The sequence below is a fragment of the Nonomuraea sp. AD125B genome, assembly GCF_041402765.1.
Classification (GTDB): Bacteria; Actinomycetota; Actinomycetes; order Streptosporangiales; family Streptosporangiaceae; genus Nonomuraea; species Nonomuraea bangladeshensis.
The window spans coordinates 170,962-196,844 of sequence record NZ_JBGLOU010000015.1; the positions used below are offsets into that span (position 1 = coordinate 170,962).

The window sequence follows — 25,883 nt, forward strand, 5'->3', positions numbered from 1 at the left end:
CCCGGGGCGCCTCCGGCCCGGCGCCGGACCGCCCCGAGCCCACCGGACCCTCCCGCTGAGACGTCCGATCGCCGCCAGCGAGCGGGGGTGACCGGCCGCGACAGTGGGACGCATGAGCGAAACCACCACCCTTGTCGACGAGCACGTCCGCATCGAGCCGAACATCCTCTATTTCGGCACCCCGGTCGTGCTCATCTCGACACTCAACGAGGACGGCACCCCGAACCTGGCCCCGATGTCGTCCGCCTTCTGGCTCGGCTGGCGCGGCCTGCTGGGCCTCGGCGCGCGCGCCAGGACGGCGCAGAATCTGCTGCGCGCCCGCGAGTGCGTGCTGAACCTGCCGTCCGACGCCCTGGCCCCGGCCGTGGACCGGCTGGCGCTGACGACCGGCAGCGACCCCGTCCCCGAGCGCAAGTGGGAGCGGGGCTACCGGCATGTCGCCGACAAGTTCGGCCGGGCGGGGCTGACGCCGGTGCCGTCGGAGACGGTCGGGCCGCCGCGGGCCGCCGAGTGCCCGGTCGCCATGGAGGCCGTGGTCGAGGCGGTGCACCCGATCGGCGAGGACGGCGGCACGCTCGCCTTCGAGGTGCGGGTGCAGCGCGTGTGGGCGCACGAGGGGATCAGGCTGGCCGGCACGGACGACCACATCGACCCCGACGCCTGGCGTCCGCTCATCATGAGCTTCCAGAAGCTCTACGGGCTGGGGCCGCAGGTCCACCCGTCGACCCTGGCCACCATTCCTGAGCGGATGTACCGCCCGGACGACCTGGAGCGGGCCAGGTCCCTCTAGATCCCTCTAGAGCAGGACCCGCCAGACGTGGTCGGGGCACACGCGCGCGATCTCCTCGCGCGGCAGCCAGTCGGCGCGGGTGCTCTCGGAGCCCGGGGGCGGCGCGGTGGGAGCGCCGGGGCCGGGGATGACGGCGCGGAACATGGCCATGTGGGCGAGTGACGGGTAGCCGTAGCCGGCCAGCGGCGGCTCCAGCAGCTCGATGCGCTGCCAGGCGAACGCGGTCAGCGCGGCGGGCGGCAGGCTCAGCCCGGTCTCCTCGCGCAGCTCTCGGACCGCCGCCTCCACGGCGCTCTCGCCCGGCTCCAGGTGACCGCCGGGGATGTCCCAGCCGCGGCCCTTCCTGTCGACGTACGTCATGAGGGTCCTGCCGAGCCCGTCGGTGACGAGGACGAACGCCGACGTGGTCGATGCGAGCGGCGGGATCTCGCCGGTGCGGATGACCTCCAGGCGGTGCGCCACGGGGATCCAGGGGACGACCCTCGTCGCGATCAAGTGGGCCACCAGGACACTTTCACGTCAAAGCATTGGAGATGTCAAGGCATTATTGGGGGGAAAAGTCCCGTTCCGTCCGCAATAGTGGGGGCACACCCTGTACCTGATCCGTAACATCGCGCGACTGTGGACCGTACTCATCCCCGCCCTTGCGCTGCTCTCGCTCGGGCTCTCCTGGGGCCGCGAACCGGCCGGCCCGCTCGTGATCGTCCTCGCGCTCCTCCTGGCCGGCGCGGTGCTCGCCGCCGTGCACCACGCCGAGGTCATCGCCCACCGCGTCGGCGAACCCTTCGGCTCGCTCGTGCTCGCCGTGGCCGTCACGGTGATCGAGGTGGCGCTCATCGTCAGCCTCATGATCTCCGGCGGCGACCAGACGTCCACGCTGGCCCGCGACACCGTCTTCGCCGCCGTGATGATCACCTGCAACGGCATCGTGGGGCTCTCCCTGCTCACCGTCACGCTGAAACGCCGGACCGCGGCGTTCAACGCCGAGGGCACCGGCAAGGCGCTGGCCACGGTGGCCACGCTCAGCACGCTGAGCCTGGTGCTGCCGACGTTCACGACGAGCGAAGGGGGACCGGCCTTCTCCGGCCCGCAGCTCGGCTTCGCCGCGGTGGTCTCGCTCGCGCTGTACGGGCTCTTCGTCATCACGCAGACGGTCCGCCACCGCGACTACTTCCTGCCGGTCGCGAGGGACGGCGCGCCCCTCGACCCCGAGGAGCACGCGCCGCGGCCCTCCGGCCGCACCGCCCTGGCCAGCCTCGGCCTGCTGCTGGTCGCGCTGGTGTCGGTGGTCGGGCTGGCCAAGGTCGAGTCGCCGGTGATCGAGGCCGCGGTGTCGGCGGCCGGGCTGCCGCAGGCCGTCGTCGGCGTCGCGATCGCGCTGCTGGTCCTGCTCCCCGAGACCATCGCCGCCGTCCGGGCGGCCCGCCGCGACCAGGTCCAGATCAGCCTGAACCTGGCGCACGGCTCGGCGATGGCCAGCATCGGGCTGACCATCCCGACCATCGCGGTGGCCTCGATCTGGCTCGACGGGCCGCTGTTCCTGGGGCTCGGCGGCACGCACCTGGTGCTGTTCGCGCTGACGGTCGTGGTGTCCACGCTCACCGTGGTGCCGGGGCGGGCCACGCTCATGCAGAGCGGGGTGCACCTGGTGCTGTTCGCGTCGTTCCTGTTCCTCGCGATCAGCCCCTGAGAATCAGACGCTGACCAAGCCTCGTCTCATCGCTCTGACGCCCAGGGCGAGGCCGGCCGCGGCGATCAGGCAGGCGGACGCGGTGCCGTACAGGACCGACGGGTCGGCGAGGTCGCCGGCGAACAACGCCCGCTGCGCGTCCACGATGTACGTCACCGGATTCACCTGCCCGATCGCCCGCAGCCACGCCGGGGCGCTCTCCAGCGGCAGCAGCACGCCCGACAGCAGCAGCAGGGGGAACAGGATCGACTGGCTGACCACGTAGAACAGGGTGCCGCTGGGGGCCGACCTGAGCGCCAGCACGAACGAGAACGCCCCCAGCCCCACCCCGAAGACCACGAGCTGGGCCAGCCCCGCGAGCACCCCGGCCGCGTGCAGCTCGAAGCCGAGCGGGATCGCCATCACGATGATCATCACGGCCTGGACCAGCAGCAGCACGAGCGCCTTGAGCGCCCGGCCGACCAGCATCGCCGTCCGGCTGAGCGGCGTCACCATCAGCCGCTCCATCGAGCCGCCGATCAGCTCGACCAGCAGCGTGTAGCCGGAGCCCATGGGCCCGGTCAGGCACATCATCACGAGGATCCCCGGCACGAACCACTGCCACGAGGAGCCGACCGCGCCGTCCAGCAGCGCCCCGAACAGGAACAGGAACAGCAGCGGCTGCCCCATCTCGAACACCAGCGCCACCGGGTTGCGCAGCGCGGGCCGCACCTCCCGGGAGAAGACTGTGGCGGTGTCACGCAGGAACGTCGTCATCGGCAAGGCTTCTTCCTGTCAGGGCGAGGAACACGTCGTCGAGGGTGGGGCGGGCGGTCTCGGCCGTGACGACCTCGATCAGCTTCGCGTCGAGCGTGCGCAGGCACTCGGGCAGCGCGGCGGCGGCGTTGGGCACCCGCAGGCGCACGGTCGTGCCCTCCGCGGTCCCGCCGACGGCCGCGGCGGCCCGCGCGGCGTCGTCCGCGGTGCCCGTGGTGAGCGTGATGAGGTCGCCGGCCAGGTCGTTCTTGAGCTGCTCCGAGGTGCCGTCGGCGATGACCCGGCCGTTGTCGATGATCACCACCCGTTCGGCCATGGTGTCGGCCTCCTCCAGGTAGTGGGTGGTGAGGAACAACGTCGTCCCGTACGCCTCGCGCAGCCGGAGGATGTGCTGCCAGATCTCGGCGCGGCTCTTCGGGTCGAGCCCGGTCGAGGGCTCGTCGAGGAAGAGCAGGTCGGGGCGGTGGACGAGGCCGATCGCGAGGTCGAGGCGGCGGCGCTGGCCGCCGGAGAGCGTGCCGGGCGTCCGCTTGGCCAGCGGGGCGAGGTCGAGCAGGTCGAGCAGCTCGTCGGCGCGGGCGGCGGCCTCCCTGGGGCGCAGGCCGTAGCAGCGGCCCTGGGTCACCAGCTCGTCGCGGACGCGGAACTCCTCGCCGGCGCTGCCGCGCTGGCCGACGTAGCCGATGCGGGCGCGCACGGCGGCCGGCTCGGCGGCCACGTCGTGCCCGGCCACCGTGGCGGTGCCGGAGGTCGGGGGCAGGAGGGTGGTGAGGATGCGGAGGGTGGTGGACTTCCCCGCGCCGTTCGGGCCGAGGAAGGCCGTGAGCTGTCCGGCCTCGACGTCGAGGTCGAGGCCGCGGACGGCCTCCACCCTCTCCTTCTTGACTTTGAACGTACGGGTCAACGCCCGAGCGTGGATCATGGCGGTCGGTCTCCTGCGGGCATGACGAAGAAACCCCAGGTCGGGGCTCGGTTGGTCGGGATCTGCACCAGTTTGTGCAGGAAGAAGCGGCTTTGGCAAACGCGAATGTCACGTTCATAAACGGCTCTGACCTGCGGAAACACCACGTGGCGAGGGGTGTCGCGGACGGCGATTTCAGGGCCTCTGACGTGCGGTTTCCCGGTTCGCGGGGGCCGATTTCGGCTGCCGTCCTCCGGCGGGCGCGCGCGACCTGATGCTGTTTATTGATATTTCCGGCCTTGTGGAGTTCTGTAAGATTCCGTAAGGATCACCCGCGTGAAACGTCTGGGGCTATTAGCGGTAATCGCGGTGTCGGGGATTATGGGGGGCTGCGCGACCGCGTACGCGGCCGACGGGGTGCCCGGTGTCGACGTCAGCAACTGGACCGGCGAGATCGACTGGGCGAATGTCGCCGAAGGGGGCGGGAAGTTCGCGTTCGTGCAGCTCACCGAGGGCACGAACGTCCGCAATCCCGTATTCGACGCGCAGTTCGGCGGCGCCGCGTCGGCCGGTCTGTATCGGGGGGCCTATCACTTCGCGCAACCGCATGAATCCGATGGCGCCACCCAGGCCGACTTTTTCCTGCAGAACGGCGGCGACTGGATCGCGGACGGCCGCACCCTGCCCGGAGTGCTCGATGTCGAGGACAATCCGTACCGCGACAGGAACGGAAAGAACTCCTGTTACGGCCTGTCCGCGAAGGACATGGTCGCCTGGCTGAAGGCGTTCACCAAGCGCTACAAACAGCGCACCGGCCTCCAGGCGATCATCTACACCACCACGAGCTGGTGGCGGACGTGCACCGGCGACTCGGCGGCCTTCGCCGCCAATCCGCTGTGGCTGGCCCGCTGGGGCGCCGACCCCGGCGAGCTGCCGAAGAGCTGGACGTCCCACACCTTCTGGCAGTCGGCGGAGAAGGGGCCGCTCGCCGGGGGCGGCGACGTCTTCAACGGCACCGAGGGCGAGCTCAAGGCCCTGGCCAACCCGCCGGCCGAGATCTCGGTCGCGGCGGCGGCCAAGAGCCGCAAGGCCTACACGGTGACGCTCAGGAACACCGGCCCGTACCCGGTCACGAACGTCCAGGTCGCGGCCCGGACGTTCGGCGGACAGCGGGTGACCGGCGCGCCGGACGGCTGCCGGGTGAGCGGCACGGCGGTCCGCTGCACGGTCGCCGAGGTCGCGCGGGGGTCGAAGGTGACGCTGACGTTCACCACCAAGCCGCGCAGGGCCAAGGGGACGGTGGGCATGAACGTGACCGTCGGAACGACGAAGTTCACCATCAAAGTCCGATAAGGCACCATAAGCTCCGAAACCTGGTGATTCGGGGGACGGAGACGTTATGAGCCGGCGCCGCACGGCCCTGGCCCTGCTGACGGCGCTGCTTCTCGCGCTGACCCTGGCCGCGTCCGTGCCGGTCTCGACCTGGACGCAGCCGCGCGTCGTGCGCCTGGCGTACGAGCTCGGGCGGCTCGGCATCGAGTACTCGTGGGGCGGCGGCCACGCCGAGCTTCCCGGGCCGTCCACCGGCACCTGCCAGGGCTACCAGGGCCGCATCCGGCCCTGCCCGGCCACCCGTACGCGGGGGCTGGACTGCTCGGGCTTCACCCGCTGGGTGTACGCCCTCGCGCACGGCCACGACGTGCTCGGACCGGGCAACACCGACGACCACGTACGCCGCATGCACCGCGTGCGCTCCGCCCCCCGCCCCGGCGACCTCGTCTTCTTCGGCGTCATCGCCGGCGACACCGTACGGACCCACCACGTCGGCGTCTACCTGGGCGGCGGCCTCATGATGAACGCCCCGGAGACCGGCGCGCGGGTCCGCGTCGACCGGCTCGCCGGCCGCGAGGACCTCGCCGGTTTCTACCGCTACTGAACGGGACGCCTGTGGCCGGCGGAAATTGAGAGACCCGGAGGCTACTCTGTGCGGCTATGGAAAGGCGATGGGTCGGTCTCGACGGATACGAGGTCGTGGGCGCCGTGCGGGCCGGGCGTCAGGTGCTCCGCGTGCGCCGGCACGGCCGGGTGGTCGCCGACTGCTCGTCCGTGGCCGAAGTGGCCCGCCACGTCGAGCTGGCTGACCTCTGTGAGGTTGTCGAGCTGCCCGTGCGGCGGGCCGGGCCGGAGAAGATCGCCGAGGTTCGGATCAGTTCGCGTCATCGCTGAGTGCCGTGTATGGTTACACCTGTCCGCAGCGCCGGACAGGCCCCTATAGCTCAGTCGGCAGAGCGTCTCCATGGTAAGGAGAAGGTCAACGGTTCGATTCCGTTTGGGGGCTCCATCCTGACAAGGCAAAACGCCCGGTCCGAGATCACTCGGGGCCGGGCGTTCGTGTTTTCGTACGGTCAGTCGTCGACCTTGGTGGACACTGTGTCGGGAGACGGGGCCTTGATCGACACCCGGCGGCCCCACGAGGTGAAGCGGGTGTCGATGGTCATCGTCTTGCCGTCGAAGGCCGAGATGTCGAAGACGCCGGTGGCGGCGTACGAGGTGGTCACCCTGGTGACCAGGCCCGCGCCACTCAGGGTGAGGCGGTAGGAGACCTTCGTGTCGTCGTGGAAGCGGAGCGGGATCGCGGCCGCGAACCACGGCGAGACCTTGTCCAGCTCCTTGAAGGTGATCGTGCCGGTCAGCGTGTTCCCGGCCCGCTTGCCCTTCTTCACCAGCGCGGCCAGCGTGCCCGGCTCGACCGGGTTGATCACCTGGCCGTAGTAGCCGCCGCTGCCCTGCGTGCTGGTGCGGTACCAACGCTTGCCGGAGGGCAGCTTGTCCGCCCAGATGCCGCCGGACAGGTAGGAGGTCTTCCCGATGGTGACGGCCCGCTCCGGGCCCATGCCCTGGAGGCCCCTGGCCGTGATGTCGGACGCGGCGACCCCCTTCTTGCCGAACTGGAAGGTGCCGGTACGGCGCTGCAGCACCTGCTTGTCCGAGCCGTCGACCAGGATGGAGCTCTCGGTGAAGCGGACGCCGTGACCGGCGACCAGCTTGGTTTTCAGCGCGCGTACGGGGTCCTTGGGGGCCGCGGCCTGCGCGGGCAAGGGGGCCAGCAGCAGGGCGGCGCCGGCGGACAGGGTGATGATGATCATGCGTTGCATGGCAGGCGATCGTGCCAGTCCGCGATCACGAAAGCGTGCAGAACGGGCCCCGGCGGGGAATAGGATTTCTGCTATCGGGGTTCCTGATGCATACTGGTTCCACCCTTGCCCGATCAGGTGCGTTACGACTCTGGTCGCCGCGTCGGGTATCCTCTACGGGGCCGGGTTCATACCGGCCCAAAGGCGGAGTAGCTCAGTCTGGCAGAGCAAACGGCTCATAATCGTTGTGTCGCCGGTTCAAGTCCGGCCTCCGCTACTGCCCAGCCCCAGGTCATCTGACCTGGGCATGGGTATGTCCATATCCCGAACGTAGAAAGGCACTCCCCAGTGGCTGCCACCGACGTTAGGCCGAAGATCACGCTGGCCTGCCAGGAGTGCAAGCACCGCAACTACATCACGCGGAAGAACCGGCGCAACGACCCGGATCGGCTTGAGCTGAAGAAGTACTGCCCCAACTGCCGCTGCCACCGCGCGCACCGCGAGACCCGATAGCGGCTCGCCAGGGGCACCCCAACCTCTGATCACGCACAACCGGCGTCCCGATGGTGGGCGCCGGTTTGTCGTGTGTGCACCCGTGTCTGCACACCGTGTGTACGCGCTGCTCGCGCTCGCGTAAAAACCCGTTCATCGGCGACGACAGCCGAACCTTGTTCTGTTACCGTCGGCCTCAGCAGCGCTCGGATGACGGACACGAGGGAGCACTGATGGCCTTGAACCGTGACTTCGTGGGCAGGACCTACCCGCCCAGCGCACCTTATGAGGTCAGCCGGGTGAAGATCAGGGAGTTCGCGGCGGCGATCGGTGACGGCAACCCGCTCTACCGGGACCAGGCGGCGGCCCAGGCGGCCGGCTACCGCGACGTGATCGCGCCGCCCACGTTCCCCATCGTCTTCAGTCTCCAGAGCGGCGGCGAGGCGCTGGCCGACCCCGACCTCGGGCTCAACTTCGCCATGGTGGTCCACGGCGAGCAGCGTTTCGAGTACGTACGCCCGATCTGCGCGGGCGATCAGCTCGTCACCACCGCCACCATCACCGACATCCGCACCGCCGGGCGCAACGAGCTGCTGACCGTGCGCAGCGAGGTCACGACCGTCGAGGGCGAGCCGGTCTGCGTCACCTACAACACGATCGTCGAGCGCGGAGGGGCGGGCTGATGGCCGCGACGGTGAAGTACGACGAGGTGGAGGTCGGGCAGGAGATCCCGGCCGTCGACTACAACGTGCGCCGGCTCAACCTCGTGATGTACGCCGGCGCCTCCGGCGACTTCAACCAGATCCATTGGAACGAGCGCTTCGCCAAGATGGTCGGGCTGCCCGACGTCATCGCGCACGGCATGTTCACGATGGCGCAGGCCGGGCGGTTCGTCACGGACTGGGCGGGCGATCCGGGCGCGGTGGTGGACTTCGGGGTGCGGTTCTCGTCGATGGTGGTCGTGCCGGACGACGACCAGGGGGCGACGATCTCTGTGAGCGGCGTCGTGGAGGAGAAGCTGGAGGACGGGCGGGTGGTCGTCGGGCTGACCGCGCGGTCCGGGGACGCCAAGGTGCTGTCGAAGGCGCGGGCGGTCGTCCAGCTCGCCTGACATTTCATGATAAGTCGGGCGGCGCTCGGGTACCCGTTTGCCTATGACTGAAGCTGCGCGACAGGTATGGCCCACGGTCCGGTCGATCCCCGTCTCCGCCGTGACCGACGCCAAGCCGCACGGGCGGCTGCGACCGGCACGTCCGGAGCAGGTGGCGGGCGGCGCGGGGACGGGACGTGACACAGCGGGCGGCACTGGAACGGGACGTGACACAACGGGCGGCGCCGCCGGGCACGGCGGCACGGGCGCCGGCAACGCGGGCACCGGCGGCACGGGCGCCGGCGGCTCGCCGGCGACGGGCGTGGGCACGGCGGGCGCGCACCCCCGGGGTGCGCACGCCCGCCTCAACCCGGCCGCCGAGCTGGGTTTCTCCGGCGACCCCGAGCAGCACGGCGACCACGGCGACGAGCTCCTGCACGCCCAGCGCATCTGGGACGGCACCCTGGCCACCAACCGCCTCGACGACGCCGGGCTGAACGCCGAGCGCCAGCGCGTGGAGACCAAGGACGTCACGGCCGCCGTGAGCCTGCTGGTGGACGGCTGGCCGGAGGACGTACGCGCGTGCGTCGAGTCGCTGCTGGAGCACACGCACGTCAAGGTGCTCGCCTTGGACCTCGGCGACGTGGACGGCGCCGGCGACGTGCTGGCCGGGCTGGCCGAGCGGCATCCCGACCGCGTGACGCTCTGGCGGGTGGCCGAGCAGCCGCACTGGCGCGGCGGCACCGCGACCTGGGGCGAGAGCCGGGCCAAGCTGCTGCGCCTCGACGACTCGGAGGTGCACGTGCTCATGGAGACCTCCGTCGCGCTGCGCGGCGACGCGCTGACCCCGCTGCTCGCGGCCATCGCCGAGGGCGCGACGGCGGCCGGCTGGCACGGCGCCGACCTCTACGACGACGGCCTGCGCGAGGCCGGCCCCGGCCGGGTCCAGGCGCTGACCGGCGAGATCGTCGCGGTGCGGCGGCAGGCGGCGCTGAGCGCGCTCCCCGAGGACGCGCACTACGTCCGCAACGCCGACCTGGCGCTCTCGCTCGGCCTGCGCGGCGAGCTGGTGGTGCCCGAGGGCACGCCGCCGCTGGTGCGGCTGAACGCCCACGACGTGCCCGCCGACTACGCCGACCGCGAAGCCCGGCGCAACTACGACGACGCGCTGCGGCTGACCCGGAGGTGATCGGGCGGGTGATCGGGCGGGTGATCAGGCGGGCGTTCAGGTCGGGGCGTGCCGGGCACGGCGGGGGCCTCCTAAGCTAGTGGCCCATGGAGATGCTCGCGCCGTACACCACGCTGGGCCTGGGCGGCCCCGCCCGCGACTTCGCCGAAGCGACCACGGCGGAGCAGCTCGTGTCCCTGATCGCCGAGGCCGACGCGGCCGCCGTGCCCACGCTCGTGCTCGGCGGCGGCAGCAACGTCGTGGTCGCCGACGAGGGCTTCGACGGGCTCGTGGTGAAGGTGGCCACCGAGGGCCTGTCCTTCTCCCGCGACGGCGAGCAGCTCGTCGTCACCGCCGAGGCGGGCGAGGACTGGGACACGCTGGTGCGGCGGGCCGTCGCGGAGGGCTGGTCGGGCATCGAGTGCATGTCCGGCATCCCCGGCCTGGTCGGGTCCACGCCCATCCAGAACGTCGGCGCCTACGGGCAGGAGGTCGCCCACACCGTGCGGTGCGTACGCGCCTACGACCGGCGCACCCGCCACGTCGTCGACATCGAGGCCAGGCAGTGCGGCTTCGCCTACCGCGACAGCATGTTCAAGCGCGACCCCTCCCGTTACGTCGTGCTGGCGGTGACGTACACGCTGGAGCTCTCCGACCGCTCCGGCCCCGTGCGCTACGAGGAGCTGGCCAGGCGGCTGGACGTCGAGCCCGGCGGCCGGGTGCCGCTGGAGCGGGCCAGGGAGGCGGTGCTCGCGCTGCGGCGCGGCAAGGGCATGGTCCTCGACCCTGACGATCCCGACACCCGCAGCGCCGGCTCGTTCTTCACCAACCCCGTCCTCACCCCGGAGCAGGCCGCCGAGCTGGCCGTCCGCGCGCCCGGCCACCCCGGCTGGGAGATGCCAGGCGGCGCGCGGAAGGTGCCCGCCGCCTGGCTCATCGAGCAGGCCGGCTTCCCGAAGGGCTACGCGCGCGGGCCCGTACGCATCTCCACCAAGCACACCCTCGCCCTGACCAACCCGTCCGGCGCCGCCACCGCCGCCGACCTGCTGGCGCTGGCCCGCGAGGTGCGCGACGGCGTACGCGAGAAGTTCGGCGTCACCCTGGTCAACGAGCCGGTCCTGGTCGGCTGCGCCCTGGGGGAATAGCCACCTTGGCACGGCTGTTAAGGTGTGTTGGTAATACCGAAGGGGAGTAGTCCCAATCGCGTGGTCGACACACTGGCGCCGTTCGCGGTGCCCGGTCACGCGGGCCTTTCGTGAGGCGGACGAGACCTTCGGCCTGGCAGTCAGTTCAGCTATCGAACAAGACGCTGCCGGGCCGAAGCCGTCGTGCCCGAAATCCCCTGGCTCAGTGCTTCCGGTCCGGTTCGCGCGGGAAGAGAAGCGTTGGAAGCCTTCTGGATCAGCCTCGTCGCCATCTTCGTGGCCGAGCTCGGTGACAAGAGCCAGCTCATGGCGATGACGTTCGCCACCCGTTTCAAGACCTCCACCGTCCTCCTGGGCATCACCATCGCGACGACCGTCGTCCACCTGCTGAGCGTCGCCGTGGGCGGCCTGCTCGGCAGCGCGCTCCCGACGACGGCCATCTCCATCGTGGCCGGTGTGGCGTTCCTCGGCTTCGCCGTGTGGACGCTGCGCGGCGACGAGCTGAGCGAGGAGGAGTCCAAGAAGGCCCAGCGCACCACCAGGAACGCGCTGATCGCGGTGACCGTGGCGTTCTTCCTGAGCGAGCTGGGCGACAAGACCATGCTGGCCACGATCACCCTGGCCACGCAGCACGGCTGGGTCGGCACCTGGATCGGCTCGACGGTCGGCATGGTCGCCGCCGACGCCCTCGCCATCCTGGTGGGCCGTATGCTCGGCCGCCACCTCCCCGAGAAGGCCATCCGCTACGGCGCCGCGGCCGCCTTCGCCATCTTCGGCATCGTCCTTCTGGTCGAGGCCCTGGTGTGAGCGTGAGGTCGTGCGGTGGTGCGCGACGCTCCAGGCTCCGTGAGCCAGACCGGCAAGGCGTCGACCTTGGACGACGCGCTGATCGTGACGTCCTGGGCGACGCGCCCGATCATGGCTGGTATGGCCGCCGCGCTCAGGCGCCGGCGCCGCCGTCCACCGGGACGATCGCGCCGGTCACCATCGACGCCCGGTCGCTGAGCAACCACGCCGCCACCTCGGCGACCTCGTGAGGGTCGGCCATCCGACCGAGCGGGATGGACGGCGTCAGCCGCTCGATGACGCCGGGGCTCGCCGCCTCCCACGCGTCGATCATGTCCGTGGCGGTGCCGCCGGGGGTGATGCCGTTCACCCGGATGCCGTCGCGGGCCCAGGTCACCGCGGCGGTCTCGGTGATGCTGTTGAGCGCACGCTTCATGGCTCCGTAGGCGGGGAGGGCGGGGTTCGCGCGGCGGCTGCCGATGCTGGAGGTGTTGACGATCGCTCCGCCGCCGTTGCGCCTCATGATGGCGGCCTGCGCGTTCATGGCGGTCCAGTGCGCCCGGAAGTTCACCGCGAACTGCGTCTCGACGTCCTCGTCGCTGGTGGTGTCGAGCGGGCCGGGCCGCTGGATGGTCGCGCCGTTGTTGAACGCGCCGTCGAGTCGTCCGTGCAGGTCGGTGGCGTGGTCGAGGGCCGCGCGGATGCTCGCGCGGTCGGCGAGGTCCAGGGGGACGGCGTCGGCGACGCCGCCGCCGTCGCGGATCTCGGTGACGATCCGCTCCATGGCGTCGGCGCCGCGGGAGGCGAGCACGACGGCGGCGCCCTCGCGGGCGAACAGCCGGGCCGCAGCCGCTCCGATGCCGCGGCTTGCGCCGGTGATGAACACGACCTTGCCGGTGAGCAGGCCGATGGGTGCGCGGTCGATGTCGTATGTCATGACGCCAGTGTCGAGCCGGCCACCAGGCCGGATGCAGGCACAGACGGTACCAGGATCCGCCGCCGCGACTGATGCAGACTGGGGACATGGACAAACAGGCACTCGGGACGTTCCTCCGCAGCCGTCGCGAGCGGCTCCGTCCTCAGGACGTCGAACTGCCCTCGGGCCCGCGCCGCCGGACACCCGGCCTGCGCCGCGAGGAGGTCGCGGTCCTGGCGCACATCTCCACGGAGTACTACGTCCGGCTCGAACAGGGCAGGGCGCCGCGGCCGTCGGGCGAGGTCCTGGCCGGGATCGCCGCCGCGCTGCGGCTCACCGACGCCGAGTCCGACCACCTGCACCTCCTGGCCGGCACCGCGCCCAACCGGACCGGGCTGCACCGGCGTGACGTCCGCCCGAGCATCCTCACCCTCCTCGAACGGCTTCCGCTGACGGCCGCCTTCGTGACGTCCGCCGCGTTCGAGGTGCTCGCCTGGAACGACCTCGCGGCCGCGCTCATGGAGGACTTCGGCGAACTCGCGCCACGGGACCGCAATCTCGCGCGCCGGGCCTTCCTCGGACCGGCGCGCGGAGACGCGCCGCTCTACGGCGTGTCCGACGCTTCGCAGTTCCGCCAGCACGTCGTCATGCAGCTTCGCTCCACCGTCGCCCGCTACCCGGCCGACCCCGTGGTGACCGGGCTCGTGGACGAGTTGCGCGAGGCCAGTCCCGACTTCGCGCGGCTGTGGGAACGGCACGACGTCCAGGCCGCGCCCACCCTCACCAAGACCTTCCGCCACCCGGTCATCGGGGAGGTCACGGTCGACTGCGACGCCCTCGCGCTCACCGACCGCGACCAGCACCTCGTGGTCTACAGCGCGCCGCCGGGATCCCCGGCCGCCGAGGCCCTCGCCCTGCTGAACGTCCTCGGACCCGAGTACGCCAGGACGAGCGGACCCCGCTGACCAGCGGCCGGGCCGGTTTCTTGCCGTACTCGCACCCGCGCAGGACCCAGGCGGCCACGAGCACATCCGCCGCCTGGAGGAGGTGCACGCCGTCCTCGCACCACAGCCGCATGGGTGGAGCCGAGCAGCGAGACCACGATGCGTGCATCCGCCTGCTCTGCCGGGGAGGCCGGCTCATCGCCGTTCCTTGTGGTCGGCGTGGAGGAAGACGATGTCGAGGTCGCGGAGCCGGTCCGGGTCGGTGTCGATGGCAATGTGGGTGATCTTGCCGTTGCTGACGGTGAAGGTGAAGACGGCCTTCGACTGGCCGCGGTGCGACCAGACGGCCCCGGGAACGCCGTCGATCAAGGCGAGCCTGGCGGCCTGAGCTCGGCCCGCGAAGAACGACGCCACCGCGTGGGCGCCCCGGACCTCCAGGGCCACGGCGTCCGGATCGAGCAGGTCGAGCAGGGCGGCGAAGTCGCCGGTACGGGAGGCGGCGAGAAAGGCGGCGACGATGTCCCGCTTCGCCGACCGCGCGGCCTCGGACGCGTCGGCCGCGCCCTGCACCCGGCGCCGGGCGCGGCTGGCGAGTTGCCGGGCCGCGGCCGGGGAGCGGTCGATGATCTCGCCGATCTCGCCGAACGACACGGCGAAGACGTCGTGCAGGACGAACGCGAGCCGTTCGGCGGGCGTGAGCGTGTCCAGCACCACCATCAGCGCGACCCCGACCGAATCGGCGAGCAGCGCCTCGTCCTCGGGGCCGGCCCGGCCGCCCGCACGGGTGTCCGTGGGCGGCTCGGGCGGCAGCGCCCCGGCCGCGTCCTCACGCCGGGCCCGGCGTGACTCCAGCATGTTGAGGCAGACCCGGGCCGTGATCGTGGTCAGCCAGCCGGCCAGGTTCTCCACCTGGCCGGTGTCGGCGCGGGTGACCCGCAGCCACGTCTCCTGCACGGCGTCCTCGGCCTCGCCGGGTGATCCGAGCATCCGGTGGGCCACCGCGCGCAGGCGGTCCCGGTGCTCGGCGAACCGCTCGCTCAGCCAGTCCTGCTCGACCATGTGTCACATTCCTCCGTCTCGGCCTGTCATACGAAATGACCGGCGAATCCACGCTGATGTGACATCCACCTACGCTACGAACTGGGGATACACCATGAAAGCGCACGTGAGCTCGATCCTGCTCGGCGTCCAGGACATGGAGCGGGCCAAGCGGTTCTACAGGGACGGACTCGGCTGGAAGATCAAGAACGACTACGGCATCTCGGTCTTCTTCGAGTCGGACGGTGCCTCGCCCGTCGGCTTCTACGCCCGTGAAGGCCTGGCCGAGCAGGTGGGCACGAGCCCGGAGGGCCACGGCTTCAGCGGACTGGTCCTCACCTACGTCGTCCGCAGCGAGGCCCGGGTCGACGAGATCATGGCAGAGGCCGAGAAGGCCGGCGCCACGGTGCTCAAGCCCGCCGGCGCTCTGCCGTGGGGCGGCTACGGCGGCACCTTCGCCGACCCGGACGGCTACATCTGGAGCCTCGGCTACAGCGCCCAGGGCAAGGACCAGCCGTACGCGGAGTAGGCCGCCAAGGACCCCTGCTTCGGACCATGCCGTCACCCTTCGCACGGCCCCGGGCTTGGTACGCGTCGATGATCGCGCTCAGGGCACGAGGAGGACGCGGCCGAGTTGGGAGCGACTTTCCATGATCCGATGCGCTTCGGCCGCCTGGTCGAGCGGCAGCCGGGCGTGCAGCCTGGCGCGGAGTCTCCCCTCGACCGCGTGCTGCGTGACTTGGTCCATGTCCTCGCGTGCTTGCTTCGGTGCGGCGGCGCGCCAGGCGAGCAGTGAGAACCCCGCTACCGATCTCATCGCGAAAAGGCTGGTCAGCGGGATGTCGGTGGCCCCGCCGCCGGCTGCTCCGTAGACGACGGCCCGGCCGAACGGTGCCAGGAGGTCGAGGCTGCGCACCAGGATGCGGCCACCGACGGAGTCCAGGACGACGTCGATCCCTTCTGGTGCGGCCTTGCGCACCTGGTCGGGCCAGTCCTCCGCTGAGTAGTCGACGGCCGCGTCGGCGCCGAGCGTGCGGGTGAAGTCCAGCTTGGCGGGGGAGCCTGCTGTGGCGATCACGGTGCCGGCACCGGCGATCTTGGCGAGTTGTACGGCCAGGTGGCCGATGCCTCCCGCGGCGGCGTGAACGAGCACGGTCTCGCCGGGCGACAGCCGGGCGGCGCGCAACGTGCCCAGCGCCACGGGGGCGCCCATCGGCAGCATGCTCGCGGTGGCGTCGTCGATTCCCTCCGGTACGGGCGCGAGCCATTCGGCGTCGGCGAGGACCTGGTCGGCGAAGGCGTCCTCGGCCAGCGCGGCGACCCGCCGGCCGGTGAGGCCGGGGTCGACGCCGGGCCCCACCGCGTCGACCGTGCCGACCACGTCGCCGGTGAGCACGGCGGGCAGGTCGCGCCGGTAGATCCCGCCGGTCTCCGGCCCCTGGCGGAACTTCACGTCGACGAAGTTGGCGCCGATCGCCTCGGTGCGTATGCGCACCTGGCCGGGGCCCGGGCGGGGGATCTCCGTCTCTTCCATGGTGAGCACCTCGGGGCCGCCATAGGCGTGATAACGGATTCGGCGCATGCCGTCCTCCCTCATCGGGGATAAAGTGGACCAGTGGTCAAGTTCGATGGGAGCGTACTTGACCGGCGGTCCAGTTGTCCACGAAAAGGGGAGCCGATGACCGAGGAGCGTCGCGAACGCGCTGACGCGGCACGCAACCGTCGCGCCATCCTGCGGGCGACCGAGGCCCTTCTGGCCCGACACCGGCCCGAGCAGATCTCCATGGAACAGGTCGCCGCCGCGGCCGGGGTCGGTAAGGGCACGGTGTTCCACCGTTTCGGCAGCCGGATGGGACTGATGGTCGCACTGATGCAGGAGCGGGCCTACGCGCTGGAGGAGGCCGTGGCGAGCGGACCTCCGCCGCTGGGGCCCGGCGCCCCGCCCGAGGAACGGCTGATGGCCTTCCTGGACGCGATCGTCGACGTCGTCGGTCGCAACAAGGGGCTCCTCGCGGCGCTCGGCCACGCCGCCACGGCGGCGCCCAGGCCGGAGTGGAAGGAGCAAGGCGAGCACCGGGGCGGTGACCACGTTCCGGACTCGCGGGACGACCATCCCGTCTACCGGTTCTGGCACGGCCACACCAGCGCACTGATCGCCGAGCGGCGCCCCGACCTGGACGGAGAGCTGCTGGCGCACATCCTGCTGGGCAGCCTTCAAAGCGAACCGGTCCTGCGGCTGCTGGAGTGCGGAGAGGCCCCGCGACTGGCCGCGTCGCTGCACGTCATGGCGGCAGGGATGCTCGCGGCCCCTGCCCCCTCCTGAGGCGGCGATCTACACGTCGGATGCTGAGCACATCGCCGGACTCTGGGAACTTCGCTCTGCTGATGCCGGCGGTGAGCCATCCGGCAACTTCACAGAGGGCCCGACCTCGACCTCGAGGTCTGGCTCTCTCCAGGCACGACCACATCGAAAGGGTGACAGGCGGTATGGAGATCTGGATCAATCCGGGGTGTTCGAAGTGTCGGGCGGCGTTGTCGGTGCTGGATGCCGAGGCGGCCGACTACACCGTACGGCGTTATCTCGACGATCCGCCGGGCGCGGACGAGATCAGGGACGTTCTCGGGCGGCTGGGGCTGGAGCCGTGGGACATCGCGAGGACCGGGGAGCCGGTGGCGGCGGAGCTCGGGATGGGGGAGTGGCCGAAGGACGCCGGGGCGCGGGAGCGGTGGGTCGAGGCGCTGGCCGCGCATCCGGTTCTCATCCAGCGGCCGATCATCACCGCCGATGACGGCACGGCGGTGGTGGGGCGGAGCGAGGAGGCCGTGCGGTCCGTGCTGCCCCAGGAACGCGGGTCAGGCGAGTAGCGAGAGGCGGTGGGCGGCGGCGGCCGCCTCGCCTCGGGTGGTGACGCCGAGTTTGCCCAGGATGTTCGACACGTGCACGCTGACCGTCTTGGCCGAGATGAACAGCTCGGCGGCGATGTCGCGGTTGGTGCGGCCCTGGGTGACCAGGCGCAGCACCTCCAGCTCGCGCGGCGTCAGCAGCTCGGACGGCTCCTGCGACTGCGGCGCGGCGCTCCCGCCGACCCGGCGTGCCAGCGTCTCGACGTCCTCGATGAGCGGGGTGGCGCACAGGGCACGGGCGAGGGGCAGGGCGACCTTGAGCCGGGCCGCGGCGCCCTCGCGGTCGCCGGTGCGGGCGGCGTCCGCGGCGGCCCGCAGCAGCGCCTTGGCCTGGTTGTGGGGGCGGTTGAGCCGCTCCCAGCCGGCCGCCGCGGCGTCGAAGTCCCCGCTGTACGACAGCCGGTACGCCTCCACCACCGGCCCGATGACCGACAGCTGCGCGGCGACCTCGGCGGCCCGCGCGCGTACAGCGGCGGTGCGCTCGGGCTCGGCGGCCTCGGCGGCGTCGCAGACGTTGCGCAGCAGGGAGAGCAGCCGCCAGCCGAGCTTGCCCTTGCTGGAGCGCGTGGGAAGGGCGAGCACCTGCTCGGCCGCGGCCAGCGCCTGCGTCGGCTCGCCCCTGAGCAGGTGCCAGCCGATGCGCAGCCGCGCGTTGTTGGTGATGTCCTGGACGAAGTCCTCGGGGCGGTCCTTGAACACGCCGACCTCGGACAGGATGTTCTCGACCAGCTCCACCTCGCCGCGCCCGAGCGCGATGTCGGCGCGCACGCGCAGCAGCGCGTAGCGGGTGCGGAGGGCGGGCCCGTAGGCGAGGGCGGCCTCGACGATCTCGATGGCCTCGTCCCAGCGGCCGATGACCTCCAGGACCTCGGCCCAGTTGTTCATGATGAACAGGCCGCTGCCGCGCAGCCTGCCCCATTTCCTGGCGGTCTCCCAGCCCTGCTCGGACACGGCCAGGGCCTCCTCGTGGCGGCCCATCTCGATGAGGGAGTCGATGTTGTTGGCGATCGCCCGCAGGATGATGCGGTGGGACTGCTCCTCGCGGCCGATCTCCAGCGCCTGCTCGTTGAGCGCCAACACGGACTCGGTCTCGCCGTTGAGCGAGTGGCCGAGCGCCAGGTTCATCAGCAGGTCGCTCTCCAGGCAGCGGTCGCCGTGCCGCCTGGCCAGGCGCAGGCCCTCGTTGATCAGCTCGCTCGCCTCGGCGATCCGGCCGCGCAGCATGAGGTGGCGGCCGAGGTTGGTGACGACCTCGGCACGTTCGAGGCTGTCCTGCGGGACGAGCCGGAGGGCGTCCCGCAGGTCCTCGATGACGCCCATGTGGCCCTTGGAGCTCTTGAACACGGCCCGCCGGACGATGAGCTGCGCCACGCGGGCCGGCTCCGTGGCCTCGTCGAGCTGCTTCAGCGCGGCCTTGACGAACTTCATGCCCTTGTCGACGTCGCCGCCGGCGTGCGCGGCCTCGGAGGCGCGTTCGAGCACGGCGGTGTGGTCGGCGCCGATGCGCTCGGCGGCGTCGGGCACCCGGTCCCACAGCATGAGCACGCGTTCGAGCAGCGGCACGGCCTCGGTGTAGGCGAACGCCTTGAACGACTTGCGCGCCGCCTCCCACGCCGAGATCAGCGCCCAGAGGTCGTTGCGGGCGCCGTACCAGTGGTGGGCCAGCTCGACGGCGGCGCGGCCGGGCGGGACGAGCGCGCGGTCCTTGGAGATCTCCTCGGCGTAGCGGGAGTGCAGGCGCTGGTGCTCGCCGGGCAGCAGCTCGTCGTGCACGGCCTCCTGGATGAGGGAGTGGCGGAAGACGTAGGCCCGGTTGTCGGCGACCTGGAGCACGTTGCCGGCGATGGCGGGGCGGAGCGCGGTCTCCAGCTCGACGTCGGACAGGCCGCTCACGGCGGCCAGCAGCGCGTGGCCGACCCGGATGCCGCCGGCGGCGGCGATGCGCAGCACGCGCTGGGTCTCCTCGGGCAGCCGCTCGACCGAGTTGAGTATGAGGTCCTGCATGGACTCGGGGAAGCCGCAGTCCTCGCCGCTCTCCAGCATGGCCTCGACGAACAGCGGGATGCCCTCGCTGCGTTCGTAGACCTTCTCGACTTTGGCGTACTCGGGGACGCGGCCGAGGATGGCGGTCATCTGCTGGGCTACCTCGTCGCGCGACAGGCGGGGCAGGTCGAGCCGGTGCACGCCCTGCACCCGGCCGAGCTCGGCCAGCACGGGCCGGAGCGGGTGCTGGCGGTGCAGGTCGTCGCTGCGGTACGTCATGAGGATCAGCACCTGCGGGATGTGCAGGTTACGGGCGAGGAAGGCGATGAGGTCGCGGCTGGACCGGTCGGCCCAGTGGATGTCCTCGATGACGAGCACGGTGGGCCGGGCGTCGGCCAGCCGTTCCAGGAGGGTGAGGATCTGCTCGAACAGCCGGGCGCGGCCGGTGTCGGTCTCGCCGTCGCCGACCGGCTCGCCGAACTCGGGCAGCAGCCGGGCGAGGTCGCGTTCGGCGCCCTCGGGCAGCAGCGCGACGACGGCGGCGGGGCCCTGCTCGCGGACGAGCTGGCGCAGTGCGGCGGTGAAGGGCGCGTAGGCCAGACCCTCGGTGGACAGCTCGACGCAGCCGCCGAGCAGCACCTGTGCCCCGCCGGCCGCGCAGTGCTCGGCGAAGCGCTGGACCAGCCGGGTCTTGCCGACGCCTGCCTCGCCCCCCAGCAGGACGGCTGTCACCTTGCCTTTGAGTGCGTCCTCGAAGCTCTCCGAGAGGGCCGTCAGTTCCTCTTCCCGCCCGACGAAGACGGGACTGACGCTTCGTCCCCGCATGTCATCCAGCATGTCATGCCTTATCAGTGCTTTCGACGGATTTGTGAGCGATGAGGGAGGCGTCAGGGAGGCAGCGAGGCCCGGCCACGAGGGAGGTGGTGGCCGGGCTCTCGTGGGATGGTCATGACGTGCGGCGCTTGCCGAAGACCGAGCGGCGCTCGGCCTTGTTGACGCGCTCCGCCTCGCGTACGCGGCGGTGCTGGGCGGCGGCCCGGCGCAGCTCGTTCGCGTGGCTCTTCATGAGCTCGAACTCGATTTCGGGATTCATGCCCGTGTCTCCTGACATTTCGTGTCTTGCTGACATCTTCAAGAATCGGGCTAAGGTGCACCCCCGCACATCGGGTGGATGCCTTATCTCCAGGACCCGCCCCCGCCGGGCATACCTAGGGATCCCGCCGTTCTGCCCTAGGCGATCGGTTTGGAGGTCGCGGGACCGGTCGGCGATGCTGTGATGGTGTCAACTATGACGACTTCGCTCGCGGACGTCGCCGCGTCCGGCGCGACGCTGCGGGCCTTCCTGCACGGCCTGCCCGGCGTCGACCGGGTCGGCGCCGACCAGCGGGCGGCCACGCTCGGCACCCGTTCGATCAAGACCTCAGCCAAGGCCACCGCCATCGACCTCGCCATCTCCATGGTCGACCTCACCACCCTGGAAGGCGCCGACACGGCCGGCAAGGTGCGCGCGATGTGCACCAAGGCCGTGCGCCCCGGCGGCGGCGCGCCCAAGGTGGCGGCCGTCTGCGTCTACCCCGACCTGGTCGCCGTGGCCGTCGAGGCGCTGCGCGGCTCGGGGGTCAAGGTGGCCTCGGTCGCCACCGCCTTCCCGAGCGGGCGCACCTCGCTGGAGGTCAAGGTGACCGACACGGCCCTGGCCGTCGCCGCCGGCGCCGACGAGATCGACATGGTGATCGACCGCGGCGCGTTCCTGTCCGGCGACTACCTGAAGGTGTACGACGAGATCGTGGCGGTCAAGGCCGCCTGCGGGCAGGCCCATCTCAAGGTCATCCTGGAGACCGGCGAGCTGTCCACCTACGACAACGTGCGGCGCGCGTCCTGGCTGGCGATGCTGGCGGGCGCCGACTTCATCAAGACCTCGACGGGCAAGGTCTCCCCGGCCGCGACGCTGCCGGTGACGCTGGTCATGCTGGAGGCGGTGCGCGACTTCCGCGACGCCACGGGGCGGCAGGTGGGCGTCAAGCCGGCCGGCGGCATCCGTACGACGAAGGACGCGATCAAGCACCTGGTCCTGGTCAACGAGACGGCCGGCGACGACTGGCTGACCCCCGAGTGGTTCAGGCTCGGCGCGTCCTCGCTGCTCAACGACCTGCTCATGCAGCGGCAGAAGCTGACCACCGGACGGTACGCCGGCCCCGACTACTTCACGTTGGACTGATGATGGCGATCTTCGAGTACGCCCCCGCCCCCGAGTCCCGCGCCGTCGTCGACCTTCAGCCGGCCTACGGGCTGTTCATCAACGGCGAGTTCACCGACGGCTCCGGCCCCACGTTCAAGACCGTCAACCCGGCCACCGAGGAGCCGCTGGCCGAGATCGCCACGGCGACCTCCGACGACGTCGACCGGGCGGTGCAGGCCGCGCGCAAGGCGTTCGGCGTGTGGAGCGCCCTGCCCGGCGCCGAACGGGCCAAATACCTGTTCCGCATCGCCCGCATCATCCAGGAGCGCGCCCGCGAGCTGGCCGTGCTGGAGTCGCTCGACAACGGCAAGCCCATCCGCGAGTCGCGCGACGTGGACCTGCCGCTGGTCGCCGCCCACTTCTTCTACTACGCGGGGTGGGCCGACAAGCTGGAGTACGCCGGGTTCGGCACCAAGCCGCTCGGCGTCGCCGGGCAGGTCATCCCGTGGAACTTCCCGCTGCTCATGCTGGCCTGGAAGATCGCCCCGGCGCTGGCCTGCGGCAACACCGTGGTGCTGAAGCCCGCCGAGACCACGCCGCTCAGCGCGCTCTGGTTCGCCGACATCTGCCGGCAGGCCGACCTGCCGCCCGGTGTGGTCAACATCGTCACCGGCGCGGGCGAGACCGGCGCGGCCGTCGTCGCGCACCCCGACGTCAACAAGGTAGCCTTCACCGGCTCCACCGAGGTCGGCCGGCTGATCGCCCGCACGGTGGCGGGCACCGACAAGAAGCTGACGCTGGAGCTGGGCGGCAAGGCCGCGAACATCGTCTTCGAGGACGCCGCGCTCGACCAGGCCGTCGAGGGCATCGTCAACGGCATCTTCTTCAACCAGGGCCACGTCTGCTGCGCGGGCTCGCGCCTGCTGGTGCAGGAGTCGGTCCATGACGAGCTGCTGGCCGCGCTCAAGCGCCGCATGGCGACGCTGCGGGTCGGCGACCCGCTGGACAAGAACACCGACGTCGGCGCGATCAACTCGGCCGCGCAGCTCGACAGGATCCGCGAGCTGTCGGAGCTGGGCGAGGCCGAGGGGGCCGAGCGCTGGTCGGCGCCGTGCGAGCTGCCCGAGCGCGGCTTCTGGTTCGCGCCGACCGTCTTCACGGGCGTCGCGCAGTCGCACGCGATCGCCAGGGACGAGATCTTCGGCCCGGTGCTGTCCGTGCTGACCTTCCGCACCCCGGCCGAGGCCGTGGAGAAGGCCAACAACACCCCGTACGGGCTGTCGGCCGGCATCTGGACCGAGAAGGGCTCGCGCATCCTGTGGATGGCCGACCGGCTGCGTGCCGGCGTGGTGTGGGCCAACACCTTCAACAAGTTCGACCCGGCCTCGCCGTTCGGCGGCTACAAGGAGTCCGGCTACGGCCGTGAGGGCGGTCTGCTCGGGTTGGAGGCCTACCTTGACGTGTGAGCATCGCCGCGCGGGCCGCGCCAAGCGGCGCGCGCAGGCCACGCGCGGCCACGCCTTCGCCCGCGCCGGACGGCCCGTACGCACCGGCTGGTACGCCCACCGCTGCGGCGTGAGCCGGTGCGGCCAGGTCTTCGTGCCGGTCCAGATGTCGCAGGAGTCCACGTGGAGGGGGCGGGGCGATGAGTAGGTTGTCCGTCAGAAAGACCTACAAGCTCTACATCGGAGGGGCGTTCCCGCGCTCGGAGAGTGGGAGGTCCTACCCCGTGACCTCGGCCAAGGGCGACTTCCTCGCCAACGCCTCGCTGGCCTCGCGCAAGGACGCCCGCGACGCGGTGGTGGCCGCGCGCAAGGCGTTCCCCGGCTGGTCCGGCGCGACCGCCTACAACCGGGGGCAGATCCTCTACCGGGTCGCCGAGATGCTGGAGGGGCGGCGCGCCCAGTTCGCCGAGGAGCACGGCGGCGGCAAGCGCACGGCCCTGGAGTCCGTCGACGCGGCCGTGGACCGGCTGGTCTGGTACGCGGGCTGGTCCGACAAGATCGCCTCGGTGCACGGGGCGGCCAACGCGGTCGCCGGCCCCTACTTCAACCTGTCGTCGCCCGAGCCGACCGGCGTGGTCGCGGTGGTCGCGCCCGCCGATCCGCTGCTCGGGCTGGTGTCCGTGGTCGCGCCGGTGATCGTGACCGGCAACACCTGCGTGGTGGTGGCCTCCGAGCCGTCGCCGCTGGCCGCGATCACCCTGGCGGAGGTGCTGGCCACCTCCGACCTGCCGGGCGGCGTGGTCAACCTGCTCACCGGGCGGCAGGAGGAGCTGGCGCCCTGGCTGGCGGCCCACATGGACGTCAACGGGCTCGACCTCACCGGGGTGACGGACGCCGACCTGGCGCTGCGCTGCGAGCAGGAGGCGGCGGAGAACCTCAAGCGGGTCCTGCGGCCGGTCCAGGAGGACTGGACGGCCGATCCCGGGATCGGGCGCATGACCCGGTTCCTGGAGACCAAGACGGTCTGGCACCCCAAGGGCGTCTGACCGGCTTTCAGGCGTAACCGGGCGGGCGCACCAGAGGGTGGGCGGCCTGGAGCTGGGCGGCGAGGCCGAGCAGGTGCGGCTCGCCGCCCGGCGGGGCGACGAGCTGCACCCCGATCGGCAGCCCGCCGCTGTGCGTGGCGACCGGCACGGTGAGCGCGGGCCAGCCGCACATGTTCCACGGCCCTGCGCCGGGGGCGAAGCGCACGTTCAGCAGCAGGTTGCGCAGCAGCCCGCGCTCGCCCCACCGCTCGGCCCGCGGCGGCAGGGTCGCCAGCACCGGCATGACCAGCGCGTCGGCGTCGTCGAACCACTGGTCGGCCCCGTAGGCGCGCCAGCGCTCGCGGCCCTGCCCGCCGTCCGCACGCACGGCCGCGAGCGCCCGGCCGGCGCGGGCCAGCGCCCTGGTGCGCCGCTCCAGCCCGTCCCGGTCCAGGCCCTCGGCCGTCAGCGCGGCCTGGCGCAGCCAGGTGGCCACCGTGGCGGGGCCGAGCCAGGCGGGCAGCCTGCGGGCGTGCTCGACCACCGTGTGCCCGGCCACGCGCAGCGTCTCGGCCGCCGCGCGCACCGCCGCCTGGAACTCCTTGTCCACCGGCAGGCCGACAGGCAGCGGCTGCGGGGCGTAGGCCACCCGCAGGTCGAACGGCTCAGGCCCGGAGGGCGGCGGCTGCGGCTGCCACACCTCGGCGTCGTCGGCCCACACCGAGCGCAGCATGGGCGGGCTCGGGTCCGTACGCCGCCCGGTCCGCCACGCCTCGGCCAGCGACGGGTCGGCGGCCAGCACCGACAGCGCGAGCGCCAGGTCGGCGGCGGTGGTGGCGATCGGGCCGTTCTCGGTCAGTCCGCCCCAGTCCTGCGCCGGCGGGGGCACCAGGCCGGGGCCGGGCTTGACGGCCAGCACGCCGCAGGCCGCGCCGGGGATGCGCAGGGAGCCGAGGCCGTCGTTGCCGAGCGCGAGCGGCACCATGCCGGCCGCCACGGCGGCCGCGCCGCCGGAGGACGAGCCGCCCGCGGTGCGCTCGTGGTTCCACGGGTTCCGTACGATGCCGTACGCGCTGTCGCCCACCGCCACCAGCCCCAGCTCCGGCAGGTTCGTCAGCCCGATGACGAGCGCGCCCGCCGCGCGCAGGCGGGCGACCGTCTCGTGGTCCTCGGCCGCGGGCGTGTCCGGGCTCGCCGCCGAGCCGTGCCGGGTGGGCTCGCCGGCGACCTCCAGGTTGTCCTTGACGGCCACCGGAACCCCGGCGAGCGGCAGCTCGGCCAGGTCGCGCCGTTTCTGCAGGGCCTGCGCCTCCTCGACGACCTGCTCGCGAACCAGCCGGAACGCCCCGATCCCGGGCTCACGCTCCGCGATGACGCGCAGATGTTCCTCGACGACGGTGACGGCGGTGACCTCTCCCTGCCGGACGGCCGTCGCGATCTCGATGGCGGACCTGCCTGCCCACAACATGTCTAGAGTGTGCAGGGTTTCACTCATTG

The 25,883-nt window shown here is 71.6% G+C and carries 29 protein-coding genes and 2 tRNA genes; 21 read left to right on the forward strand and 10 right to left on the reverse strand.

Annotated features, from left to right (window positions below):
• Positions 1-112: 112 nt before the first annotated feature.
• Positions 113-790, forward strand: a complete 678-nt coding sequence (locus ACBR40_RS34810) for a flavin reductase family protein (RefSeq protein WP_371251484.1) — start codon at positions 113-115, stop codon at positions 788-790.
• Between the two features lie 6 nt (positions 791-796).
• Here ACBR40_RS34810 and ACBR40_RS34815 read toward each other — a convergent pair whose 3' ends face one another.
• Positions 797-1,294, reverse strand: coding sequence for an NUDIX hydrolase (locus tag ACBR40_RS34815; RefSeq protein WP_371251485.1), 498 nt, complete (start codon positions 1,292-1,294; stop codon positions 797-799).
• Positions 1,295-1,487: 193 nt separating this feature from the next.
• On the opposite strand from ACBR40_RS34815, the gene ACBR40_RS34820 reads away from it, so the two are divergent.
• Positions 1,488-2,480 carry a hypothetical protein gene (locus tag ACBR40_RS34820; protein WP_344208067.1) on the forward strand — a complete coding sequence of 331 codons (993 nt, stop codon included), beginning with the start codon at positions 1,488-1,490 and terminating at the stop codon, positions 2,478-2,480.
• A gap of 3 nt (positions 2,481-2,483) precedes the next feature.
• Here the strand turns inward: ACBR40_RS34820 and ACBR40_RS34825 are convergent, their stop codons facing one another.
• Positions 2,484-3,236 (reverse strand): ABC transporter permease, encoded by a 753-nt coding sequence (locus tag ACBR40_RS34825; protein WP_371251486.1) that lies wholly within the window; start codon positions 3,234-3,236, stop codon positions 2,484-2,486.
• A complete protein-coding gene (locus tag ACBR40_RS34830) occupies positions 3,217-4,158 on the reverse strand; it encodes an ATP-binding cassette domain-containing protein (protein ID WP_344208065.1) in 942 nt (313 codons plus the stop codon). The genes ACBR40_RS34825 and ACBR40_RS34830 overlap by 20 nt, the downstream gene beginning before the upstream one ends.
• A gap of 315 nt (positions 4,159-4,473) precedes the next feature.
• On the opposite strand from ACBR40_RS34830, the gene ACBR40_RS34835 reads away from it, so the two are divergent.
• The 4 genes from ACBR40_RS34835 (at position 4,474) to ACBR40_RS34850 (ending at position 6,478) form a co-directional block, all read left to right on the forward strand.
• Positions 4,474-5,490 carry a GH25 family lysozyme gene (locus tag ACBR40_RS34835; protein WP_371251487.1) on the forward strand — a complete coding sequence of 339 codons (1,017 nt, stop codon included), beginning with the start codon at positions 4,474-4,476 and terminating at the stop codon, positions 5,488-5,490.
• A 46-nt stretch (positions 5,491-5,536) separates the two neighbouring features.
• Positions 5,537-6,073 (forward strand): NlpC/P60 family protein, encoded by a 537-nt coding sequence (locus ACBR40_RS34840; protein WP_344208063.1) that lies wholly within the window; start codon positions 5,537-5,539, stop codon positions 6,071-6,073.
• Positions 6,074-6,129: 56 nt separating this feature from the next.
• Positions 6,130-6,363, forward strand: a complete 234-nt coding sequence (locus tag ACBR40_RS34845; protein ID WP_344208062.1) for a transposase — start codon at positions 6,130-6,132, stop codon at positions 6,361-6,363.
• A gap of 39 nt (positions 6,364-6,402) precedes the next feature.
• Positions 6,403-6,478 (forward strand) — tRNA-Thr (locus tag ACBR40_RS34850).
• Positions 6,479-6,542: 64 nt separating this feature from the next.
• On the opposite strand, the gene ACBR40_RS34855 is transcribed toward ACBR40_RS34850, so the two are convergent.
• On the reverse strand, positions 6,543-7,283 hold the full coding sequence (locus ACBR40_RS34855) for a hypothetical protein (RefSeq protein ID WP_371251488.1): 741 nt from the start codon (positions 7,281-7,283) through the stop codon (positions 6,543-6,545).
• A 191-nt stretch (positions 7,284-7,474) separates the two neighbouring features.
• Between ACBR40_RS34855 and ACBR40_RS34860 the strand changes: the two genes are divergently transcribed.
• The 7 genes from ACBR40_RS34860 (at position 7,475) to ACBR40_RS34890 (ending at position 11,973) form a co-directional block, all read left to right on the forward strand.
• Positions 7,475-7,548: transfer RNA gene (locus ACBR40_RS34860), tRNA-Met, on the forward strand.
• A 71-nt stretch (positions 7,549-7,619) separates the two neighbouring features.
• Positions 7,620-7,784 (forward strand): 50S ribosomal protein L33, encoded by a 165-nt coding sequence (gene rpmG / locus ACBR40_RS34865; protein WP_019632658.1) that lies wholly within the window; start codon positions 7,620-7,622, stop codon positions 7,782-7,784.
• Positions 7,785-7,996: 212 nt separating this feature from the next.
• The gene (locus ACBR40_RS34870; RefSeq protein WP_364459537.1) at positions 7,997-8,446 is read left to right on the forward strand and encodes a MaoC family dehydratase N-terminal domain-containing protein; all 450 of its coding nucleotides are present in this window, start codon (positions 7,997-7,999) and stop codon (positions 8,444-8,446) included.
• Positions 8,446-8,874: a MaoC family dehydratase gene (locus tag ACBR40_RS34875; RefSeq protein ID WP_364459540.1), complete on the forward strand. Its 429-nt coding sequence runs from the start codon at positions 8,446-8,448 to the stop codon at positions 8,872-8,874. Before ACBR40_RS34870 ends, ACBR40_RS34875 begins: the two co-directional genes overlap by 1 nt.
• A 100-nt stretch (positions 8,875-8,974) precedes the next feature.
• Entirely contained in the window at positions 8,975-10,042 is a 1,068-nt protein-coding gene (locus tag ACBR40_RS34880; RefSeq protein WP_371251489.1) for a hypothetical protein, read from the forward strand.
• 86 nt (positions 10,043-10,128) lie between these two features.
• A complete protein-coding gene (locus tag ACBR40_RS34885; RefSeq protein ID WP_344208057.1) occupies positions 10,129-11,166 on the forward strand; it encodes a UDP-N-acetylmuramate dehydrogenase in 1,038 nt (345 codons plus the stop codon).
• Positions 11,167-11,406: 240 nt separating this feature from the next.
• Positions 11,407-11,973: a TMEM165/GDT1 family protein gene (locus ACBR40_RS34890; RefSeq protein WP_344208056.1), complete on the forward strand. Its 567-nt coding sequence runs from the start codon at positions 11,407-11,409 to the stop codon at positions 11,971-11,973.
• A 133-nt stretch (positions 11,974-12,106) separates the two neighbouring features.
• On the opposite strand, the gene ACBR40_RS34895 is transcribed toward ACBR40_RS34890, so the two are convergent.
• On the reverse strand, positions 12,107-12,889 hold the full coding sequence (locus ACBR40_RS34895) for an SDR family NAD(P)-dependent oxidoreductase (RefSeq protein ID WP_371251490.1): 783 nt from the start codon (positions 12,887-12,889) through the stop codon (positions 12,107-12,109).
• Between the two features lie 86 nt (positions 12,890-12,975).
• Between ACBR40_RS34895 and ACBR40_RS34900 the strand changes: the two genes are divergently transcribed.
• Positions 12,976-13,833, forward strand: a complete 858-nt coding sequence (locus ACBR40_RS34900) for a helix-turn-helix transcriptional regulator (RefSeq protein WP_371251491.1) — start codon at positions 12,976-12,978, stop codon at positions 13,831-13,833.
• A 174-nt stretch (positions 13,834-14,007) separates the two neighbouring features.
• On the opposite strand, the gene ACBR40_RS34905 is transcribed toward ACBR40_RS34900, so the two are convergent.
• Complete coding sequence (locus ACBR40_RS34905; RefSeq protein WP_344208053.1) at positions 14,008-14,871, reverse strand: sigma-70 family RNA polymerase sigma factor; 864 nt, start codon at positions 14,869-14,871, stop codon at positions 14,008-14,010.
• 94 nt (positions 14,872-14,965) lie between these two features.
• Here ACBR40_RS34905 and ACBR40_RS34910 point away from each other — a divergent pair, with 94 nt between their 5' ends.
• The gene (locus ACBR40_RS34910) at positions 14,966-15,379 is read left to right on the forward strand and encodes a VOC family protein (RefSeq protein WP_344208052.1); all 414 of its coding nucleotides are present in this window, start codon (positions 14,966-14,968) and stop codon (positions 15,377-15,379) included.
• A 78-nt stretch (positions 15,380-15,457) separates the two neighbouring features.
• Here the strand turns inward: ACBR40_RS34910 and ACBR40_RS34915 are convergent, their stop codons facing one another.
• Positions 15,458-16,432 (reverse strand): zinc-binding dehydrogenase, encoded by a 975-nt coding sequence (locus ACBR40_RS34915; RefSeq protein ID WP_344208051.1) that lies wholly within the window; start codon positions 16,430-16,432, stop codon positions 15,458-15,460.
• Positions 16,433-16,528: 96 nt separating this feature from the next.
• Between ACBR40_RS34915 and ACBR40_RS34920 the strand changes: the two genes are divergently transcribed.
• Positions 16,529-17,173 carry a helix-turn-helix domain-containing protein gene (locus tag ACBR40_RS34920; protein ID WP_344208050.1) on the forward strand — a complete coding sequence of 215 codons (645 nt, stop codon included), beginning with the start codon at positions 16,529-16,531 and terminating at the stop codon, positions 17,171-17,173.
• Between the two features lie 164 nt (positions 17,174-17,337).
• The gene (locus ACBR40_RS34925) at positions 17,338-17,715 is read left to right on the forward strand and encodes an arsenate reductase family protein (protein ID WP_371251492.1); all 378 of its coding nucleotides are present in this window, start codon (positions 17,338-17,340) and stop codon (positions 17,713-17,715) included.
• On the opposite strand, the gene ACBR40_RS34930 is transcribed toward ACBR40_RS34925, so the two are convergent.
• Positions 17,704-20,562, reverse strand: coding sequence for an AAA family ATPase (locus ACBR40_RS34930; protein ID WP_371251493.1), 2,859 nt, complete (start codon positions 20,560-20,562; stop codon positions 17,704-17,706). The genes ACBR40_RS34925 and ACBR40_RS34930 overlap by 12 nt on opposite strands.
• 121 nt (positions 20,563-20,683) lie before the next feature.
• The gene (locus tag ACBR40_RS34935; protein ID WP_344208047.1) at positions 20,684-20,830 is read right to left on the reverse strand and encodes a hypothetical protein; all 147 of its coding nucleotides are present in this window, start codon (positions 20,828-20,830) and stop codon (positions 20,684-20,686) included.
• Positions 20,831-21,025: 195 nt separating this feature from the next.
• Here ACBR40_RS34935 and deoC point away from each other — a divergent pair, with 195 nt between their 5' ends.
• Genes deoC through ACBR40_RS34955 form a run of 4 tightly spaced genes read left to right on the forward strand, consistent with a single transcriptional unit; the run spans position 21,026 to position 24,407 of the window.
• The gene (gene deoC / locus ACBR40_RS34940; RefSeq protein WP_344208046.1) at positions 21,026-21,955 is read left to right on the forward strand and encodes a deoxyribose-phosphate aldolase; all 930 of its coding nucleotides are present in this window, start codon (positions 21,026-21,028) and stop codon (positions 21,953-21,955) included.
• A gap of 2 nt (positions 21,956-21,957) precedes the next feature.
• Positions 21,958-23,382, forward strand: coding sequence for an aldehyde dehydrogenase family protein (locus ACBR40_RS34945; protein ID WP_371251556.1), 1,425 nt, complete (start codon positions 21,958-21,960; stop codon positions 23,380-23,382).
• Positions 23,372-23,569 carry a hypothetical protein gene (locus ACBR40_RS34950; RefSeq protein WP_344208044.1) on the forward strand — a complete coding sequence of 66 codons (198 nt, stop codon included), beginning with the start codon at positions 23,372-23,374 and terminating at the stop codon, positions 23,567-23,569. Before ACBR40_RS34945 ends, ACBR40_RS34950 begins: the two co-directional genes overlap by 11 nt.
• Positions 23,562-24,407, forward strand: coding sequence for an aldehyde dehydrogenase family protein (locus ACBR40_RS34955; RefSeq protein ID WP_344208042.1), 846 nt, complete (start codon positions 23,562-23,564; stop codon positions 24,405-24,407). The genes ACBR40_RS34950 and ACBR40_RS34955 overlap by 8 nt, the downstream gene beginning before the upstream one ends.
• A 7-nt stretch (positions 24,408-24,414) precedes the next feature.
• Here the strand turns inward: ACBR40_RS34955 and ACBR40_RS34960 are convergent, their stop codons facing one another.
• Positions 24,415-25,854, reverse strand: a complete 1,440-nt coding sequence (locus ACBR40_RS34960) for an amidase (protein WP_371251494.1) — start codon at positions 25,852-25,854, stop codon at positions 24,415-24,417.
• Between the last annotated feature and the right edge of the window lie 29 nt (positions 25,855-25,883).

Excerpts from the sequence above, each read along its gene's own strand:
- ACBR40_RS34810 (WP_371251484.1), top strand. The coding sequence starts at position 113 with ATGAGCGAAACCACCACCCTTGTCGACGAGCACGTCCGCATCGAGCCG.
- ACBR40_RS34825 (WP_371251486.1), bottom strand. The coding sequence starts at position 3,236 with ATGACGACGTTCCTGCGTGACACCGCCACAGTCTTCTCCCGGGAGGTG.
- ACBR40_RS34830 (WP_344208065.1), bottom strand. The coding sequence starts at position 4,158 with ATGATCCACGCTCGGGCGTTGACCCGTACGTTCAAAGTCAAGAAGGAG.
- ACBR40_RS34840 (WP_344208063.1), top strand. The coding sequence starts at position 5,537 with ATGAGCCGGCGCCGCACGGCCCTGGCCCTGCTGACGGCGCTGCTTCTC.
- ACBR40_RS34845 (WP_344208062.1), top strand. The coding sequence starts at position 6,130 with ATGGAAAGGCGATGGGTCGGTCTCGACGGATACGAGGTCGTGGGCGCC.
- ACBR40_RS34855 (WP_371251488.1), bottom strand. The coding sequence starts at position 7,283 with ATGATCATCATCACCCTGTCCGCCGGCGCCGCCCTGCTGCTGGCCCCC.
- ACBR40_RS34870 (WP_364459537.1), top strand. The coding sequence starts at position 7,997 with ATGGCCTTGAACCGTGACTTCGTGGGCAGGACCTACCCGCCCAGCGCA.
- ACBR40_RS34875 (WP_364459540.1), top strand. The coding sequence starts at position 8,446 with ATGGCCGCGACGGTGAAGTACGACGAGGTGGAGGTCGGGCAGGAGATC.
- ACBR40_RS34885 (WP_344208057.1), top strand. The coding sequence starts at position 10,129 with ATGGAGATGCTCGCGCCGTACACCACGCTGGGCCTGGGCGGCCCCGCC.
- ACBR40_RS34895 (WP_371251490.1), bottom strand. The coding sequence starts at position 12,889 with ATGACATACGACATCGACCGCGCACCCATCGGCCTGCTCACCGGCAAG.
- ACBR40_RS34900 (WP_371251491.1), top strand. The coding sequence starts at position 12,976 with ATGGACAAACAGGCACTCGGGACGTTCCTCCGCAGCCGTCGCGAGCGG.
- ACBR40_RS34905 (WP_344208053.1), bottom strand. The coding sequence starts at position 14,871 with ATGGTCGAGCAGGACTGGCTGAGCGAGCGGTTCGCCGAGCACCGGGAC.
- ACBR40_RS34910 (WP_344208052.1), top strand. The coding sequence starts at position 14,966 with ATGAAAGCGCACGTGAGCTCGATCCTGCTCGGCGTCCAGGACATGGAG.
- ACBR40_RS34915 (WP_344208051.1), bottom strand. The coding sequence starts at position 16,432 with ATGCGCCGAATCCGTTATCACGCCTATGGCGGCCCCGAGGTGCTCACC.
- ACBR40_RS34920 (WP_344208050.1), top strand. The coding sequence starts at position 16,529 with ATGACCGAGGAGCGTCGCGAACGCGCTGACGCGGCACGCAACCGTCGC.
- ACBR40_RS34925 (WP_371251492.1), top strand. The coding sequence starts at position 17,338 with ATGGAGATCTGGATCAATCCGGGGTGTTCGAAGTGTCGGGCGGCGTTG.
- ACBR40_RS34930 (WP_371251493.1), bottom strand. The coding sequence starts at position 20,562 with ATGCGGGGACGAAGCGTCAGTCCCGTCTTCGTCGGGCGGGAAGAGGAA.
- ACBR40_RS34935 (WP_344208047.1), bottom strand. The coding sequence starts at position 20,830 with ATGAATCCCGAAATCGAGTTCGAGCTCATGAAGAGCCACGCGAACGAG.
- deoC (WP_344208046.1), top strand. The coding sequence starts at position 21,026 with ATGACGACTTCGCTCGCGGACGTCGCCGCGTCCGGCGCGACGCTGCGG.
- ACBR40_RS34945 (WP_371251556.1), top strand. The coding sequence starts at position 21,958 with ATGGCGATCTTCGAGTACGCCCCCGCCCCCGAGTCCCGCGCCGTCGTC.
- ACBR40_RS34955 (WP_344208042.1), top strand. The coding sequence starts at position 23,562 with ATGAGTAGGTTGTCCGTCAGAAAGACCTACAAGCTCTACATCGGAGGG.
- ACBR40_RS34960 (WP_371251494.1), bottom strand. The coding sequence starts at position 25,854 with ATGTTGTGGGCAGGCAGGTCCGCCATCGAGATCGCGACGGCCGTCCGG.